Annotated in this window: 14 protein-coding genes; 6 read left to right on the top strand and 8 right to left on the bottom strand. The window is 71.2% G+C overall.

What is annotated here, in order from left to right; genetic code table 11:
- Positions 1-94 precede the first annotated feature (94 nt).
- Positions 95-1,816 carry a 3-ketosteroid-delta-1-dehydrogenase gene (locus AC07EQ_RS41370; protein ID WP_478393252.1) on the bottom strand — a complete coding sequence of 574 codons (1,722 nt, stop codon included), beginning with the start codon at positions 1,814-1,816 and terminating at the stop codon, positions 95-97.
- A 107-nt stretch (positions 1,817-1,923) separates the two neighbouring features.
- Complete coding sequence (locus AC07EQ_RS41365) at positions 1,924-2,781, bottom strand: SDR family NAD(P)-dependent oxidoreductase (RefSeq protein WP_478393251.1); 858 nt, start codon at positions 2,779-2,781, stop codon at positions 1,924-1,926.
- 437 nt (positions 2,782-3,218) lie between these two features.
- Here AC07EQ_RS41365 and AC07EQ_RS41360 point away from each other — a divergent pair, with 437 nt between their 5' ends.
- From AC07EQ_RS41360 to AC07EQ_RS41350, 3 genes are all read left to right on the top strand, one after another.
- Positions 3,219-4,451, top strand: coding sequence for a DegT/DnrJ/EryC1/StrS family aminotransferase (locus AC07EQ_RS41360; protein WP_478393250.1), 1,233 nt, complete (start codon positions 3,219-3,221; stop codon positions 4,449-4,451).
- Between the two features lie 145 nt (positions 4,452-4,596).
- On the top strand, positions 4,597-5,472 hold the full coding sequence (locus tag AC07EQ_RS41355; RefSeq protein WP_478393249.1) for an IclR family transcriptional regulator: 876 nt from the start codon (positions 4,597-4,599) through the stop codon (positions 5,470-5,472).
- Positions 5,473-5,549: 77 nt separating this feature from the next.
- Positions 5,550-6,152: a TetR/AcrR family transcriptional regulator gene (locus AC07EQ_RS41350; protein ID WP_478393248.1), complete on the top strand. Its 603-nt coding sequence runs from the start codon at positions 5,550-5,552 to the stop codon at positions 6,150-6,152.
- Between the two features lie 300 nt (positions 6,153-6,452).
- Here the strand turns inward: AC07EQ_RS41350 and AC07EQ_RS41345 are convergent, their stop codons facing one another.
- The 6 genes from AC07EQ_RS41345 to AC07EQ_RS41320 all read right to left on the bottom strand — a co-directional run bounded on the left by AC07EQ_RS41345 (position 6,453) and on the right by AC07EQ_RS41320 (position 13,150).
- On the bottom strand, positions 6,453-7,259 hold the full coding sequence (locus tag AC07EQ_RS41345) for a 2-keto-4-pentenoate hydratase (protein WP_478393247.1): 807 nt from the start codon (positions 7,257-7,259) through the stop codon (positions 6,453-6,455).
- Between the two features lie 75 nt (positions 7,260-7,334).
- Positions 7,335-8,435, bottom strand: a complete 1,101-nt coding sequence (locus tag AC07EQ_RS41340) for an acyl-CoA dehydrogenase family protein (protein WP_478393246.1) — start codon at positions 8,433-8,435, stop codon at positions 7,335-7,337.
- Positions 8,436-8,448: 13 nt separating this feature from the next.
- Complete coding sequence (locus AC07EQ_RS41335; RefSeq protein ID WP_478393245.1) at positions 8,449-9,606, bottom strand: acyl-CoA dehydrogenase family protein; 1,158 nt, start codon at positions 9,604-9,606, stop codon at positions 8,449-8,451.
- A 2-nt stretch (positions 9,607-9,608) separates the two neighbouring features.
- On the bottom strand, positions 9,609-10,502 hold the full coding sequence (locus tag AC07EQ_RS41330; RefSeq protein WP_478393244.1) for an SDR family oxidoreductase: 894 nt from the start codon (positions 10,500-10,502) through the stop codon (positions 9,609-9,611).
- A 392-nt stretch (positions 10,503-10,894) separates the two neighbouring features.
- Entirely contained in the window at positions 10,895-12,046 is a 1,152-nt protein-coding gene (locus AC07EQ_RS41325) for an acetyl-CoA C-acetyltransferase (protein WP_478393243.1), read from the bottom strand.
- Positions 12,047-12,346: 300 nt separating this feature from the next.
- Complete coding sequence (locus AC07EQ_RS41320; RefSeq protein WP_478393242.1) at positions 12,347-13,150, bottom strand: SDR family oxidoreductase; 804 nt, start codon at positions 13,148-13,150, stop codon at positions 12,347-12,349.
- A gap of 114 nt (positions 13,151-13,264) precedes the next feature.
- On the opposite strand from AC07EQ_RS41320, the gene AC07EQ_RS41315 reads away from it, so the two are divergent.
- Genes AC07EQ_RS41315 through AC07EQ_RS41305 form a run of 3 tightly spaced genes read left to right on the top strand, consistent with a single transcriptional unit; the run spans position 13,265 to position 16,268 of the window.
- Positions 13,265-14,134: an enoyl-CoA hydratase gene (locus AC07EQ_RS41315; protein WP_478393241.1), complete on the top strand. Its 870-nt coding sequence runs from the start codon at positions 13,265-13,267 to the stop codon at positions 14,132-14,134.
- Entirely contained in the window at positions 14,131-15,300 is a 1,170-nt protein-coding gene (locus AC07EQ_RS41310; RefSeq protein ID WP_478393240.1) for an acyl-CoA dehydrogenase family protein, read from the top strand. Before AC07EQ_RS41315 ends, AC07EQ_RS41310 begins: the two co-directional genes overlap by 4 nt.
- A complete protein-coding gene (locus tag AC07EQ_RS41305) occupies positions 15,297-16,268 on the top strand; it encodes an acyl-CoA dehydrogenase family protein (protein ID WP_478393239.1) in 972 nt (323 codons plus the stop codon). The genes AC07EQ_RS41310 and AC07EQ_RS41305 overlap by 4 nt, the downstream gene beginning before the upstream one ends.
- The last annotated feature ends 416 nt before the right edge of the window (positions 16,269-16,684 follow it).

Raw genomic sequence — 16,684 nt, 5'->3', positions numbered from 1 at the left:
ACTCCACCGCTTTCGGAGGAGTCCGCCGCTCTCCCGGGCGGCGGATGCTTCGCCGAGCACGGAAGAACCCCGCCGCGCGAAGTCGGCATCGTCGTCAGCTCGAGGAAGCAGGTGCAACCGGAGCTTCCTTGCCGGCGGCGTGGCGCGCGACCACGGTGCCGTAGACGAGCCCCTGACCGATGGTCGCCCCGGCTCCCGGATACGTGGTGCCGAACGCGTTCGCCGCGGTGTTGCCGATCGCGTAGAGCCCGTCGATCGGGGAACGGTCCGACCGCAGCACCCGCCCGTGTCCGTCCGCTCGCAGCCCGCCGCAGGTGCCGAGGTCGCCGAGGACGATCCGCACCGCGTACAGCTGTCCCTGCAGGGGGCGCAGATTCGGGTTCGGCGCGACGGTCGGATCGCCGTAGTAGCGGTCGTAGGCGCTGGCGCCGCGGCCGAAGTCCTCGTCCACGCCGGCGGCCGCGAGTTCGTTGAACCGGCGCAGGGATGCGACGAGGCCCTCGACCGGCAGCCCGGTCCGGCGGGCCAGATCGGCGGGGTCGTCCGCCCGGTGCGCGATGCCGGCGGCGTACCAGCTCTCCGGCAGCGGCATCCGCGGGAACAGCCCGGCCGCGTACACGTAGCTGTTGCGGTAGCGCTGGTCGAACACCATCCACATCGATCCGACGGCGTCGCCGGCCCGCTCCCGCGCCAGGACCTGCTGGCCGAAGCTCATGTAGTCGGTCGCCTCGTTGACGAACCGGCGGCCGTGCCGGTCGACGATGAGCGACCCCGGCAGCGACCGCTCGGCGAGCAGGACCAGGGGCGCCGCCCCGGGCAACGGCGCGACGGCGGGGAACCACCACGCCTGGTCCATCAGGTCGATGTCGGCCCCCGCCTCCCGCCCGATCCGGATGGCATCTCCGGTGTTCCCCTCGTTCCCCAGGCTCCAGCCGGGTTCGAGCGCCGCCGACTGGAACTCGTGGCGCAGCGCGATGTTATGGTCGAAACCGCCGGCCGCGAGCACGACACCGCGCCGTGCCCGCACCGTCACCTCGCGCCCGTCCTGCTCCAGCACCACGCCGGTCACCCGGTCGCCCTCCGTGGTCAACCGCTGCACCGAGGTCCGGGTCCACACCGGAATCCCGGCCCGCAGGACGCCCGCGTACAAGCCGGCCGCGAGCGCCTGACCGCCCGCGACGTACTCCCGGCCGAGCAGCTTTCCGCCGATGCCCTGGGAAACCCGCCGCACCACGCGCGGAACCGCGCGTCGCGGAACCCGGGTCATGAGGTTCATCCACTTGTAGTCGAAACCGGTGATCGGCATCGGCACCGGGGACTTCAGGCCCGTGGGGCGCAGCCTGGCCCGCTCGGCGCCCAGGACCGCGAGGTCGAACGGCTTGCACTCGCAGCTGCGGCCGGCCGCGGTGCCACCGGGCAGTTCCGGGTGGTAGTCGGAGTAGCCCTTGCTCCACATGAAGCGCATCGGCGTGGTCCGCTGCAGCATCCGGACGGTCTCCTCGCCGTGGCGCAGGAAGCTCTCCCACCGCTGGTCCGGCGAGCTGCCGTCGACGACGGAGCGCAGGTAGCGCTCGGCGCGCTCGGGCGAGTCGACCGCCCCCTCCGCCGCCAGCAGGGAGCTCGCCGGGATCCAGAACGCACCGCCGGAAAGGGCCGTCGACCCGCCGACGTAGTCCGTCTTCTCGACGATGAGCACGTCGAGCCCCAGTTCTCGCGCCGCGAGCGCCGCGGCCATCCCGGTGCCGGAGCCGGCCACGACGAGGTCGACGATCGTGTCGTGGGCGGCCGCGGGAGCGGGCGGTGTGCTCGTGGGCATCGGAGTCTCCTCGTCCTGGTGCGGTACTGCGATGTCGCAGCCCACCACCGCTGCGCACCGGCGGTGAAGAGCTGCTCCCGCTCAACGGGATGCGCTCGATCCGCCGATCAATCGCGCCGGCCGAACCGGCTCCGGTGGGGCTCAGGGGCGCGACGGTGCGTGAGCCGGTCGGCACGCGCCGCCATGGCCGCGTGCACGGTCTCGGGGTGGGTGACGATGTAGAACTCGCCTTGCGCCGCCTGCTCCATGATCGTCGCCGCCGCTTCGTCGGCGCTGATGGCCTGCTCGAGCATGGCCATCATGGCCTGCCGGTGTTCCTCCGCGGCCGCGACGTCACCGGATTCGACGCCGCGCGCGGCGCTGAAGATGTTGGACGCCACCGGCCCCGGCAGCACGGCCGCGACGGAGACATCGGCGCCGACCTGGGCGATCTCCTGGTGCAGGCACTCGACCATGCCCAGCACGGCGTGCTTGCTCATGACGTACGGGGCCTGCAGGGGCAACGTCGTGACGGCACCGACCGACGCGATCGTGAGCACGTGGCTGCGCCACTCGTCTTCGATCATGGCGGGCAGGAATGCCCGGATCCCGTGGAAGACCCCGCTGATGTTGATGTCCACGACGCGCCGCCAGCTCTCCGGCGGGACGTCCCACAGGTAGCCGACCTGCTCGACCCCGGCGTTGTTGATCAGCAGCCGGACCGGGCCGAACTCGTCGCGCACCTGGCGGGCCAGCCGCAGCATCGCGTCGGGATCCCGGACGTCGACGACGTGCGCGACCACGCGGCCGCCACTGCCGTGCTCCTCGTCGGCGATCCCGCGCACGGCCGGCTCGTCGACGTCCGCCGCGATCACCGTCATGCCGAGGTTCCCGGCGAGGTGCCGGGCCAATCCGGCACCGAGCCCGGAACCGGCACCGGTCACCACGGCGAGACCCCCGCCGAACACCTCCTGCTGAGTGGGCACGGAACTCCCTCCAACGGCATCGTTCGGGTCGTCGCGCCCGCCGGGCGCGCCCCGGAAGTACACGGCACCACTGGATGTGGTCGCCGCTGGAACAGCACCGGCCGCGATTTCGTCCACGATGGACGCGGGCCGCCGCGGCAGCGATCACGGTCGGAGCCAGGACGCCCGGTTCCTCCGCGGAAATCGCCACCGCCCCTTCGCGACGGTAGACAACCGGGCGGTTCCACACCAGTATGTGGTCCTGTTGAGCGGGACATCCCAATCAAGCGCTTGGTGGAATCCCTGAGCTCCGCCCGCCGCGGCCGAGGAGTTCGAGGCGATCCCGGGCGGTCGCCACGGCCACAACGCCGAGCGGCGCCGACGGGGTCGCGGCCGATGTCCGGCGATCCGCGCGTCCCCAGGCCCACCGCCGCCCATCACGACAACCGGAGGTTTCCATGGTCACACGTGTCACCTACGCGCGGAGCGTGCACGACGAGGCGGAGATCAACGCCGTGCTGGAGGTGCTGCACGGTGGCCCGCTCGCGCTGAAGATCGGCAAGAACGTCGCCGAGATGGAGCGCCGGGTCGCCGAGCTGTACGGCAAGCGGCTCGGGCTGATGTGCAACTCGGGCTCCTCGGCGATCTACCTCGCCGTCGAGCTCCTCGGCCTGCCCGCCGGAGCGGAGGTGATCACCTCGCCGCTCACCTTCTCCACCGACGTCTCGCCCCTCGTGCGCGCCGGCCTCGTGCCGGTCTTCGTCGACGTCGAACCGGACACCTACAACGTCGACGTGAGCAAGATCGAGGAGATGATCAGCGAGAAGACCAGGGCGCTGCTGATCCCGAACCTCGCGGGCAACGCCCCGGACTGGGATGCCATCCGCGACATCGCCGACCGGCACGACCTCAAGGTGATCGAGGATTCCTGCGACGCCATCGGCACCACGCTGCGCGGCACGCCCACCGGCCTGCGCAGCGACATCACGGTCACCAGCTTCGCCATGGCGCACATCATCACCTGCGCGGGCAACGGCGGGATGGTCACGCTCGACGACGAACGGCTGCGCGACCGGGGGCTCATGCTGCGGCGCTGGGGCCGTCGTTCCGAGCCGCACCTGTTCGGTTCGGCGGGCAGCGGGCGGGTGTTCCGCGAAGACCTCGACGGCGTCGCCTACGACAACGACTTCATCTTCGACGTCCTGCCGTGGAACTTCGAGCCCTCCGAACTGGGCGCGGCCTTCGGCCTGCAGCAGCTGGCGAAGCTGGACCGCAACTTCGCCCGCCGCGCCGAGATCTTCGAGGCCTTCAGCGCCGCCTTCGGCAGCTACCCGACCCTGTTCTCCCTCCCCCGCCAGCTGGCGGACTTCCACACCGCGTGGCTGTGCTACCCGGTGCTCGTCAAGCCCGACGCCGGGTTCACCCGCAGCGACCTGCAGGAGTCCCTGGAGGCCGCGGGCATCGACACCCGAACGGTCTGGAGCGGCAACGTCACCCGGCATCCGATGATGCGGGGAGTCGAGTTCCGGCAGCCGCGCGACGGGCTGCCGGTCGCCGACGAGGTCTTCGAACGGGGCATGTCCCTGGGCATGAGCCACGGCACGACCCAGGAGGAGCTGGACCACGTCGTCGCCAGCATCCACGCATTCGCATCGCGACACGCTCCGGCCGAGACCCGAGCCGCGGGCTGACAGCGGGCGGCCATCCAGCCCGGACAACGGGAGCATTCGGGCGGGATGGCCGCCGCAGTCATCGTTCAGGCACTTTTCGCCGGCCCGAGTCGCTGCTAGCTTGTTTTAGAATCAATTCCATTTTGCCGGTCGCGGGAGGTGTGGCATGACCTCAACGTTGAGGATGAATGCCGAGTCGGCAGTCGAGGAGCCGGTACCGCCGTCCATGGTGGAGCGGATGACGCTGATCCTGGACCTGTTCGAACACCCGCACACCCGTCGGAACCTGGAGGAGGTGACCCGGCGGACCCGTCTGCCCCGCTCGACGGCCCACCGCATCCTCGACCAGCTGGTCCGGTTGCGCTGGCTCGACCACACGACGTCCGGATACCGGCTCGGCAAACGAGCGCTCGGGCTCGGTGGCCGCGAGATCGGGCAGAACGCCCTGCGCAGCGCGGCGGCACCGGTGCTCCACGACCTGGCGATCCGCACCAAGCTGGTCGTGCACCTGGCGGTCCTCTCCGGCACCGAGGTGTACTACCTCGACAAGGTGGGCGGGCGGTCCGCGGTCGACGTGCCCTCGCGCGTCGGCGGCCGGGCCCCGGCGCACTGCACGGCGCTGGGCAAGGCGATGCTCGCCTGGCTGCCCCCGGAACGGATCGACACCGAATACGCCGACGCGGTCCGCCGGACCCCGCGCAGCATCGGCGATCTGGGCATCCTGCACCAGGAGCTGGATCGCATCCGGCGCCGTCGCGGGCTGGCCTTCGAACGCGGCGAGTGCTTCGCCCACGTCAGCTGCGTCGGCATCGCGCTGCGCGGCCAGGAGGGTCCCGCGGCGGCGATCTCCGTGGTGGGCGACGTGCAAACGCCCATGGAACGGGTCGCGCCCCTCCTCGTGCAGGCGGCGCACGCCGTGTCGAACGAGTTCTTCGCCGTCCCCGCCCTGCCGCGGCCCGACCTGGCGGCTCCCCAGCAGACGTGGTCGAGCGAGGCGATGACCCGCTTCCTCACCGTCGGAGACGGCGGCGACTGGCTCTAGCGACGTCCGGCGCGCGGACCACGCGCCTCTATCCTGAAACCGGAGCATCCGGACGTGCGGCCAGAACAGGGGGAACAGTGGCCAGAATCGCCGATGTGCGGCCTCCCGCATCGCCGGTGTCGAAGGGCCAGGTCGCGCGCCGCGATCGCATCCTCGACGCCGCCGCGGAACTCGGCGCCACGGCGGACTTCGACCGCGTGCAGATGCACGAGGTCGCCAAGGACGCCGGTGTCGCGATCGGGACGGTCTACCGCTACTTCCCGTCCAAGACGCACTTGTTCACCGCGGTGTTCGAGGCGCAGCTCGGCAAGTTCGTCGAACAACTCTGGCCGATCGGTGGCGAAGACGTCGTCACCGACATCGGCGAGGTCCTGGTGGCGCTGAGCCGCGAGCTGCTCCGCCGGCCCCTGCTGTGCGCGGCGATGGTCCAGAGCACCGCCGCCAGCTACACCACGGACCCGAGCGGGTACCCGGACAACGACTCGGCGCTCTCCCACGCCATCCTCCGCACCCTCGGGAAGTCCTACCCCAGCGAGGAAGACCGCAGCACCGTCCGCCTGCTCGTGTTCAGCTGGTGGGGGGTGCTCATCTCCAGCCTCAGCCGCAAGACGACGATCAAGCAGGCGGAGGCCGACATGCGGCTGGCGGCCCGGCTGCTCCTCGCGCGCTACCTGGCGTAGCCGACGCTTGGACGTTTCCCCGGGACAAGGGAAATCCGGCGGATCACCGACGGCCACCAAGAGTCCGCCTGCACAAGCGGAAGCACAACAAGCCCCTACGAGCGCCGCCATGTCCGCCTGGCCTCACGCGCCTTGAGCGTGGTTTGCGGAATGGCTCCGCACGGCTCGTCCCGAAGGCGCCCGGCGCCTGACACCGGCGGCGATTTCGCGCGAAATCGCCATCCTGCCCTCACCTGAAGCGCCGATTTCGCGCGAAATCAGCGCCCGCCGTTCCAGACGGCCACGCCTCGAAACGGCGTCTCATTTCGCGGAGAACGTCGTGGTGACCTCGCCGAGCGGGTCGATGACGGCGCGGAACCGCATGCCCGGTGCGACCGGGACCAGCGGGCCCAGCGCTCCCGAGAGCACGATCTGCCCGGCGCGCAGCGGATCGCCGAAGGACAACGCCGTCCGGGCCAGCCAGGCGAGCGCGGCGAGCGGATCACCGAGGCACGCGGCCCCGTCGCCCTCCGAGACCAGCTCGTCGTCGGCGTACATCCGCATGGCCGCCTCCCGCGGCTCGAACTCGTCGAGCGCGAGCCGGTGGTCGGCCAGCACGAACAGCCCGCTGGAGGCGTTGTCCGCGATCGTGTCGGTGATCGCGATGTCCCATCCGGCGATCCGGCTGTCGACGATCTCCAGCGCCGGCACGGCGTAGTCGACCGCGGCGCGGACCTGCGCCTCGTCGAGCTCGCCGCCGGCCAGGTCCGCCTTCAGCACGAAGGCGATCTCCGCCTCGACCCTCGGCTGCAGCAGCCGGTGGAACGGGATCACGGCCCGGCCCGAGACGTCCATGTCGGCGAAGAGCACTCCGAAGTCGGGCTGTTCGACGCCCATCTGCCGCTGGACGGCGGGCGAGGTCAGCCCGATCTTCCTGCCCACCGCCACCGCTCCCCTGGCTTCACGCCGCCGCGCGAGCTCCTGCTGCACGGCGTAGGCGAGCGCGATGTCCGTGTCGCCGAGAACGTCCCGCACGGGCTCGGCGGGGATTCCCGTCCGCTCGGCCCTGCTGAGGCGGTCGACCGCATCGGCGATCGAAAGATCGTTGGAATTCCCGGAATTGGCCATCGATGCAAGCACACCGCTACGTTTGCGCGATTCGCCGCGCAGGCCCAGCACCGGTCCCGCTGTCCGGGATCCCGTTCACAGACGTGCGGCCAGCTGCCGCCGCAGCGCCGGGCCGGACCCGGCGAGCAGTTGATTCGCCTTGCCCCGCTTGAAGTACAGGTGCAGATCGTGCTCGAAGGTGAACCCGACGCCGCCGTGCAGTTGCAGGCAATCCGCGGCCACCCGCATCAGGGTGTCCGCGCCGACCACCTTCGCCACCGCGGCGACGGTCGCCAGATCGTCGCCCAGCTCGTCGGTCGCCTCGCCGGTGGCGGCGAACCGCACCGCGTACTGCGCGGTGGCGACGGCGCCGTGGACCGCGACCGCGAGATCGGCGCACCGGTGCTTGAGCGCCTGGAACGAGCCGATCGCCCGCCCGAACTGCTCCCGCACCTTGAGGTATCCGACGGTCTCGTCGAGGCACGCCTGCGCCGCGGCGGCGGACTCGGCGGCCAGCGCTATCCGGGCGAGGGCGACCAGCCGGCGTGCGAGGGCCCCGTCATCACCCTCGGGCGACAGGCGATCCGCGCGAGCACCGGCGAGTTCGACGTCCGCGAGCCGGCGCGTGTGGTCCAGCGCCCGGCGCGGCGTGCGGGTCACTCCTGGCTGCTCCGGGGACACGAGATGGACAGCGGCGTCGTCCCCTTCGCCGCTGATCACCAGCAACACGTCCGCCGTCGCCCCGTGCGGGACCGCACCGACCACGCCCGACAGCCCTCCGCCGTCGGCCACGACCGGGCCCCGACCGGGGGTCTCGGTGAGGCCGGCCACGGCGACCGAGACCGGCTCCTCGGCGAGCCTCTCGAGCAAGGCCTCGCCGGGTTCACCGAGCGATCCCGCGTTGGCCGACTCGCCCAGCAGCGTCCCGGCGATCAGCGTGTCCGGCACAGGTGATGGCGCGATGGCGCGCCCGAATTCCTCGATCACCACAGCGGCCTCGGCGAACCCGAGCCCCAGCCCGCCGAACCGCTCCGGCACCGGGAGCCCACCGAGCCCCAGGTCCGCTACGCCTCGTCTGAAGAGCGCCTGGTCGTAGCCGTGGTCGCCGTCCATCGCCGCCCGCCGGTCCGACTCGGCGCGGAGGAAGTCGGCGACCGCCTTGCGCATCTCGTCGCGCAGGTCTTCGTTCTCGCTCACCGGGTACTCCGTTTCATCCGCGAGGCAACCCGAGAACGCGCTCGGCGATGATGTTGCGCTGGATCTCGTTCGAGCCGCCGTAGATCGTGTCCGACCGGCTGAACAGGAATGACGTCTGCTCGGGCGAGAGGTCGTAGGGCTCGTCGACGGTGAGCGCCGCCGACCCGACGACATCGACGGCCAGCTCCCCGAGGTCCCGGTGCCACGTGGCCCACTGCAGCTTGGACAGCGACGCCTCGAACCCGGACACCGAACTGCCGGCCGACCGCAGCGTCGACACCGCGGTGTAGCGCATCACCCGCAGGTCGATCCACGATTGCACGATGCGCTGGCGCAGCTCCGGGTCGGCCAGCGCGCCGCCAGCCCTGGCGAGTTCGACGACGTGGTCGAGCTCGCGCTGGAAACCGATCTGCTGGCCGAGCGTGGCGACGCCGCGCTCGAAGCCGAGCGTGCCCATCGCGACCCGCCAGCCGTCGCCCTCGTCGCCGACCCGGTTGGCCACCGGCGTCCGGGCGTCGTCGAAGAACACCTCGTTGAACTCGCTGGTGCCGGTGATCTGCCGGATCGGCCGGACCTCGACGCCGGGCTGGTCCATCGGGACCAGCAGGTAGGACAGGCCCGCGTGGCGGCTCGACCCCGGGTCGGTGCGCGCGAGCACGAAGCACCAGTCGGCGACGTGCGCGAGCGAGGTCCACACCTTCTGCCCGTTCAGGACGTACTCGTCCCCCTCGCGCACCGCGCGCGTGCGGACGCCCGCGAGGTCGGATCCCGCACCCGGCTCGGAGTAGCCCTGGCACCAGAGCGCCTCCCCCGACAGGATTCCGGGCAGGAAGCGCCGCTTCTGCTCGTCGGAGCCGAACGCGAGGATCGTCGGGCCGACGAGCTGCTCGCTCATGTGCAGCAAACGCCCCGGCCCGCCCGCCCTCGCGTACTCCTCGTGGAAGATCACCTGCTGCGCCAGGGAAGCACCGCGGCCGCCGTGCTCGACGGGCCAGCCGAGGCCGATCCAGCCGCCCGAACCGAGCCGGCGTTCCCACGCCAGCCTGCGGTCGAGCGCCTCGTCCTCCCGGCCCGAACCGCCGAGGCCGACGACGTCGGCGAACTCGCCGGTCAGCTCTTCGGCCAGCCAGCCGCGCACCTCGGCGCGGAATTCCTCATCACCGGTGGTCATCGTCAGGCCCCGTACACGGGTGTCGGCGGTTCGGCCTTCGCCACCAGGTCGGCGACGACGGCCGTCAGCTCCCGCGGCTCCCACCTGCCGTCCTTCACCGCGGGCGGGCCGTGCCGCCACCCGTCGGCGAGGGAGACCTCGCCGCCTTCGATCTCGAAGACCCGACCGGTCGTGGTGGCCTCGTCGCTGCCCAGCCACACCACGAGGCTGGAAACGTTCGCCGGATCCATCGCGTCGAAGCCGTCGGCGGGCTTGGCCATCTTCTTCGCGAAGACCGCCTCCGTCATCGGGGTCCGCGCCGACGGGGCGATGGCGTTGACGACCACGCCGTAGCGGGCGAACTCGACCGCTGCGACCTGGGTCAGCGCGGCGATGCCCGCCTTGCTCGCGCCGTAGTTCCCCTGGCCGACGCTGCCCATCAGCCCGGCCCCGGACGACGTGTTGACCACCCGGGCGGCGATCCGGTTGCCCGCCTTGGCCTGGTCCCGCCACCACGCGACCGCGTGGCGCAGCGGGGCGAAATGCCCCTTGAGGTTGACGGTCATGACCTGGTCCCACTCGGACTCGCTCATGTTGACCAGCATCCGGTCCCGGTTGATGCCCGCGTTGTTGACGAGGGTGTCGAGCCTGCCGAACGTGCTCACGGCGAGATCGATCACGCTCTCGGCGGCCGCCCAGTCGGCGATGTCGGCCACGACCGCGACCGCCTCGCCTCCCGCGGCCCGCACCTCCGCGGCGACGTCTTCGACGGACGGGGACATGTCGTTGAGGACGACCTTGGCGCCGTGGCGCGCGAATTCGAGGGCGTGCGCCCGGCCGAGGCCCTGCCCGGCACCGGTGATGATGGCGACCCGTCCCGCGCAGATGCCGGCCGTCGGCCCGTCGTGCTCCGTCATGCGCCCAGATAACCACACGATCCCGATAACAAGCAAGCGCTTGGTTCAACCCCCGGACCGGCGAGTCCGGACCGCCGGCACCCCCACCGGGGTGGTCCGCAATTTCAATGGAAATCGAACCTCCGATTTCCATTGAAATTGCGGAAGGTGCCCACAGGCACCCGAGGTTGTCCACATCCATCGGCGTGTCGGGGGCGCGACACGCCGATGGTCCGCAATTTCCATTGAAATTGCGGAGAACAGGTCATCGGCCGCCGGACCGGCGAGCGCGGACGGCCCGGCGACGTGTGCCGCCGGGAGCGCACTAGCCCGGAACCCCCTGGACCAGGCGATCACCCGCGGGACGACGACGGCACCTGTGCCGATGTGCAGAACGAGTTCCCGAACAGGCGCTAGAGGCGTTCGATGATCGTGACGTTGGCTTGGCCGCCGCCCTCGCACATCGTCTGCAACGCGAACCGCCCGCCGCGGCGCTCCAGCTCGTGCAGCATGGTCGTCATCAACCGGGCGCCCGTCGCCCCGATCGGATGGCCGAGCGCGATCCCGCCGCCGTTGACGTTCGTCCTGGCCAGGTCCGCGCCGGTCTCCTTCGCCCACGCCAGCACGACGGACGCGAACGCCTCGTTGACCTCGAACAGGTCGAAGTCGTCGATCGCCATCCCGGTCCGCTCCAGCGCGTGCCTGGTCGCCGGGATGGGGCCGGTCAGCATCCAGACCGGGTCGGCGCCGCGCACCGAGATGTGGTGGATGCGCGCACGCGGGGTCAGGCCGTGCTCTTCGACCGCGCGCGGCGAGGCGATCAGGACCGCGGCCGAGGCGTCGCTGATCTGCGACGCGACGGCCGCCGTGATCCGCTCACCGCCCGCGACGGGCTGCAGGCCCGCCATCTTCTCCAGACTGGTGTCGCGCCGGGGCCCCTCGTCGGTGTCGAAGTCGTCGACCGGTGCGATCTCCGCGGCGAACCGGCCCCCGTCGATCGCGGCGATGGCCCGCTGGTGGCTCTCGTAGGCGTAGGCCTCCATGTCGGCCCGCGAGATGTTCCAGTGCTCGGCGATCATTTCGGCCGAGCGGAACTGCGACACCTCCTGGTCGCCGTAGCGCTTGAGCCAGCCGGGCGACTCGGCGAAGGGCGTGCTGAAGCCGTACTGCCGGCCGACGATCATCGCGGCCGAGATCGGGATGGCGGACATGTTCTGCACCCCACCCGCCACGATGAGGTCGGCGGTGCCGGAGAGCACGCCCTGCGCCGCGAAGTGGACGGCCTGCTGGCTCGACCCGCACTGCCGGTCGACGGTCACGCCCGGCACGTGGTCGGGCAGGCCGGCCACCAGCCACGCGGTCCGCGCGACGTCCCCGGCCTGGGAACCGATCGTGTCGCAGCAGCCGAAGATGACGTCGTCGACCGCGCCGGGATCCACCCCGGTGCGATCCACCAGCGTGCGGATGGCGTGCGCGCCGAGGTCCGCCGAGTGCATCCCGGCGAGAGCGCCCCCGCGCCGCCCGACGGGAGTGCGGACGGCGTCGACGATGTAGGCCTCGGTCACGGAGTTCTCCTCGGATCGAAGTGTCTTGGCGCCGGTTCTCGAACCCGGCCCCGGTCATGGCGGTCGTTCCAGAAGAGCTCGGGCCAGGCTCACCCGAAGGTGCCCAGGTGGCGTTTTCGCGCGAAACCGGCGCCCCGCCCTCACGCGGAATGCCGGTTTCGCGCGAAAACGACGCCCAGCGCTCCAGGCGGTCGGGCCTCGCACGAGCTCGCGTCCCCTGCCGACACGGCCCTTGGTCCTCGAAGCGGCGCTCACCCGCGCAACACCCGCCACCAATGGCCGAAAGGCGTTCGGCGGCGCTCAGGCGTGCTGGCTGCTGGCGGACAGGACCTCGCCGGTGAGGTACGACGCGTAGTCGCTGGCGAGGAAGACCATCACGTTGGCGATCTCCCACGGTTCGGCCGCGCGGCCGAACGCCTCCCGGCCCTTGAGCTCGGCGAGCAGCTCGTCGCTGGTGACCTTCGCCAGGAACGGGTGCATGGCCAGGCTGGGCGAGACCGCGTTGACCCGGATGCCGTGCGGAGCCAGGTCCATCGCGGCGCATCGGGTCAGCGCCATCACGCCGGCCTTCGCCGCCGCGTAGTGGGCCTGCCCCTCCTGCGCGCGCCAGCCGACCACCGAGGCGTTGTTGACGATGACGCCCTTCTTGCCCGCTTCGACCATGCGCTTGCCGGCCGCCCGGACGCAGCGGAACGTACCGGTCAGCGTCACGTCGAGGACCTTGTGCCACTGCTCGTCGGTCATCTCCAGCACGGATGCAGTGCCGCCGAGACCGGCATTGTTGATCACCACGTCCGCGCCGCCGAACGCCTCGGTCGCGTCGAACAACGCGTCGATCTGCGCCTCGTCGGTCACGTCGCACACGACCGCGGCGACCCGGTCGCCACCGAACTCGCCGGCCAGCGCCTTCTCCGCCTCGGCGAGGCGCCGCTCGTGCGTGTCGCCGATGACGACGGCCTTGGCGCCCTCTTCGAGGCACCGGCGGGCGGCGGCGGCCCCGATCCCGGCCCCCGCGGCGGCGGTGACCACGACGGTCCTGCCTTCGAGCAGGCGGTGGGCCGGCGGGCATTCCGGCGTGGGCTGTTCCTTCTTCGACGACGTCACTGCGGCTCCCGAACCGATCGCTGTGAGCGGATGACCGCGGGTCCTGGCCAAGGACCGGCGATCTCCCGTAGGGTAGCAAACCAAGCACTTGTTTGGGAAAGGACGTGAAGGAGCATGCCCAGTACCAGCGACGACTCGGTGGTCACCTACGAACGCCGAGGCGCGGTCGCGCTCGTGACCCTGAACCGGCCCGAGTACCGCAACGCGCAGAACTCGAAGATGACCTACGCGCTCGATGCCGCCTTCAGCCGCGCCGTGGACGACGACGAGGTCAAGGTGATCGTGCTCGCTGGCAACGGCAAGCACTTCTGCGCCGGGCACGACATCGGCTCGCCGGAGCGCGACGCCGACCAGAGCTTCGACCGCAAGGCCGTGATCTGGTGGGACCACACCGGCCGGGAGGGCGTGGACCGCCGCTTCGCGCGCGAGTCGGAGGTCTACCTCGGTATGTGCCGCCGGTGGCGGGAGATCCCGAAGCCGATGATCGCGATGGTGCACGGCGCGTGCGTGGCCGGCGGGCTGATGCTCGCTTGGTCGTGCGACTTCATCGTCGCCTCCGACGACGCGTTCTTCGCCGACCCGGTGGTGAAGATGGGCATCCCGGGCGTCGAGTACTTCGCCCACCCGTGGGTCATGAACCCGCGCGCCGCCAAGGAGTTCCTCTACACCGGCGACCGCATGCCCGCGCAGCGCGCGCACGAGCTGGGCATGGTCAACCACGTCGTGGAACGAGCCGAGCTGGAATCCTTCACCCTCGACCTCGCCGGCCGCATCGGCGCGATGCCGGGCTTCGGTCTCGCCCTGACCAAGAAGGCGATCAACCAGGCGGAGGACCTGCAGGGCATGCGGGCCGGCATGGACTCGGTGTTCGGCCTGCACCACGCCGCGCACGCGCACAACGCGGAGGTCGGCGGCGACTCCCTGGCCGGGATGGACGCGCGCAAGATGCGCGACGCGGCCGAGCGGAAAGACAAGGACGCATGAACATCGACTTCACCGCGCAGGAACTGGCCTTCCGCGACGAAGCCCGGGCCTGGCTGCACGACCACGTCCCGGCGAAGCCGCTGCCGCCGCTGGATTCCGCCGAGGGGTTCGCGGCTCGCCGGGAGTGGGAGGCCACCCTCGCCGAGGCCCGCTGGTCGGTCGTCTCGTGGCCGGCGGAGTACCGCGGCCGGGATGCCTCGATGATCGAGTGGGTCCTGTTCGAAGAGGAGTACTACCGCAGCGGCGCGCCGGTGCGCGTCGCGCAGAACGGGATCTCGTTGCTCGCCCCGATCATCTTCGGGCACGGCACCCGGGAACAGCGGGACCGGTACCTGCCGTCGATGGCGGACGGCAGCGAGATCTGGGCCCAGGCGTGGTCGGAGCCCGAGGCCGGCAGCGACCTCGCGTCGATCCGCAGCACGGCCACGCGCGACGACGCACGCGGCGGCTGGGTGCTCAACGGGCAGAAGACGTGGAGCTCGCGGGCGCCCTTCGCCGACCGCGGGTTCGGCCTGTTCCGCTCGGACCCGGACGCCGAAAGGCACCGCGGGCTGACCTACTTCCTGTTCCCGTTGAACGCCGATGGCATCACCATCCGGCCGATCCCCCAGCTGGACGGGCACCCCGGCTTCGCGGAGATCTTCTTCGACGACGTGTTCGTGCCCGACGCCGACGTGCTCGGCGCGCCGGGCGACGGCTGGCGGGTGGCCATGAGCACCGCGGGCAACGAGCGCGGCCTGTCGTTGCGCTCGCCGGGCCGGTTCTGCGCGGCGGCGGACCGGTTGGTGGCGCTGTGGCGCGAGCGCGGCGCGGACCAGCCGCACCTGCGAGACCGCGTGGTCGACTCGTGGATCGCGGCGCAGGCCTACCGGCTCTACACGTGGGGCACGGTCACGCGGCTTTCCGGCGGCGGCGACATCGGCGCGCACGGCAGCGTGAACAAGCTGTTCTGGTCCCAACTCGACGTCGCGCTGCACGAGACCGCGCTGGATCTCCTCGGCCCGGAGTCCGAGCTGCGCGGCCCGGACGCGGCGGCCGACGGCGCGTGGCTGGACGGCTACCTGTTCTCGCTGTCGGGGCCCATCTACGCGGGGACGAACGAGATCCAGCGCAACATCGTGGCCGAGCGCTTGCTCGGCCTGCCGAAGGAGGGCCGCGCCCGATGAGGTTCGCATTGAACGACGAACAGCTCGCCTTCTCCCGGTCGCTGGACGACTTCCTCGGCACCGCGGGAGTGCCGGCCGCGGCCCGCGCGTGGGGCGAGGGCGATGCGGCGTCCGGGCGGAAGATCTGGCAGCGCCTGGCCGACCTCGGCGTGCACGCCCTGTGCGTGCCGGAGGATGCCGGCGGGCTCGGGGCGGCGCCGATCGACGTGGTCGTCGCGTTCGAGCAGATCGGCCGCCACCTCGTGCCCGGGCCGTACATCGAGTCCGTCGTCGTGGCGCCCGCGCTGCTGCAGGCGACCGACCCGGAATCGCTCGCCGAGCTGGCCGCCGGAAGCCGGGTGGTCACGCTCGCCGCGCCGCCCGGCACGCCCTTCGCGCTCGACGCCGATGTCGCCGACCGCGTCCTGCTGGTCGACGGCGACGAGCTGCACCTCGCGGAGGCGGGATCGCTGCGGCGTTCCGTGGACAGCACCCGCAGGCTCTTCGAGGTGACCGCGAAGGACCGGCTCGCCGCGCTGCCGACCGGTGCGGTCGCCGCCGCGCTCGACGCTGCCGCGCTCGCCTGCTCTGCCCAGCTGCTGGGCGCCGGCGAGCGCCTGCTCGAGGAAGCCGTGGAGTACGCCAAGAACCGGCGTCAGTTCGGCCGGGCGATCGGCGAGTTCCAGGCCCTCAAGCACGCGCTCGCCGATGTCCGCGTGGCGCTCGACTTCGCCCGGCCGCTGCTGCACGGCGCGGCGGTGTCGGCGGGATCGGCCGATGCCGCGCGGGACGTGTCGGCGGCCAAGATCGCCGCCTCCGACGCGGCCTACCTCGCTGCCCGCACGGCGCTGCAGGTGCACGGCGCGATCGGCTACACGCTGGAGCACGATCTCGGTCTGTGGATCACGAAGGTGCGCGCCCTTGTCGCGACCTGGGGCACCACGGCGACCCATCGCGCCCGCGTCCTCGCCGCGATCACCGCAGCCTGAAACGAAAATCGGTGCTCGCCGCGACAACAGCGGCGAGCACCGATTCACATACCGGGCACGAAAACCCGTTCAACAACGACGAAAACGTCCGGCAAGACGCGCACGGCGCAGCCGAGTCGCCCCGTCCCACACAGACCTCGAAGGCCGGAACAACAGGCAGACGGCCCACCCTGCCCGGCCCTGTCCACCCTGCCCGGCCCTGCCGACCTTCCAGACCCGCAAGTTCCATTGAAATCGAAGGTTCGATTTCAATGGAACTTGCGCCCTTCGGCGTGTCGGGCCACGACACACCGATGCCTGTGGACAACTCCCGCAATTTCAGGCTCTTGTGACGTTTCCGTGGGTGGTGTGAGTGGCTGGTTTGGCCATGGAGTTGGGGGCACGCCGTTGCTGCGTCTAGGTTTCTGGCTTGTCGA

The sequence above is a fragment of the Saccharopolyspora sp. NPDC045839 genome, from assembly GCF_056431645.1.
The sequence above is the reverse complement of the archived record's forward strand: the minus strand, read 5'-3'. Positions and strand labels throughout refer to the sequence as shown.

Excerpts from the sequence above, each read along its gene's own strand:
- AC07EQ_RS41370 (WP_478393252.1), bottom strand. The coding sequence starts at position 1,816 with ATGCCCACGAGCACACCGCCCGCTCCCGCGGCCGCCCACGACACGATC.
- AC07EQ_RS41360 (WP_478393250.1), top strand. The coding sequence starts at position 3,219 with ATGGTCACACGTGTCACCTACGCGCGGAGCGTGCACGACGAGGCGGAG.
- AC07EQ_RS41355 (WP_478393249.1), top strand. The coding sequence starts at position 4,597 with ATGACCTCAACGTTGAGGATGAATGCCGAGTCGGCAGTCGAGGAGCCG.
- AC07EQ_RS41345 (WP_478393247.1), bottom strand. The coding sequence starts at position 7,259 with ATGGCCAATTCCGGGAATTCCAACGATCTTTCGATCGCCGATGCGGTC.
- AC07EQ_RS41335 (WP_478393245.1), bottom strand. The coding sequence starts at position 9,606 with ATGACCACCGGTGATGAGGAATTCCGCGCCGAGGTGCGCGGCTGGCTG.
- AC07EQ_RS41330 (WP_478393244.1), bottom strand. The coding sequence starts at position 10,502 with ATGACGGAGCACGACGGGCCGACGGCCGGCATCTGCGCGGGACGGGTC.
- AC07EQ_RS41315 (WP_478393241.1), top strand. The coding sequence starts at position 13,265 with ATGCCCAGTACCAGCGACGACTCGGTGGTCACCTACGAACGCCGAGGC.
- AC07EQ_RS41310 (WP_478393240.1), top strand. The coding sequence starts at position 14,131 with ATGAACATCGACTTCACCGCGCAGGAACTGGCCTTCCGCGACGAAGCC.
- AC07EQ_RS41305 (WP_478393239.1), top strand. The coding sequence starts at position 15,297 with ATGAGGTTCGCATTGAACGACGAACAGCTCGCCTTCTCCCGGTCGCTG.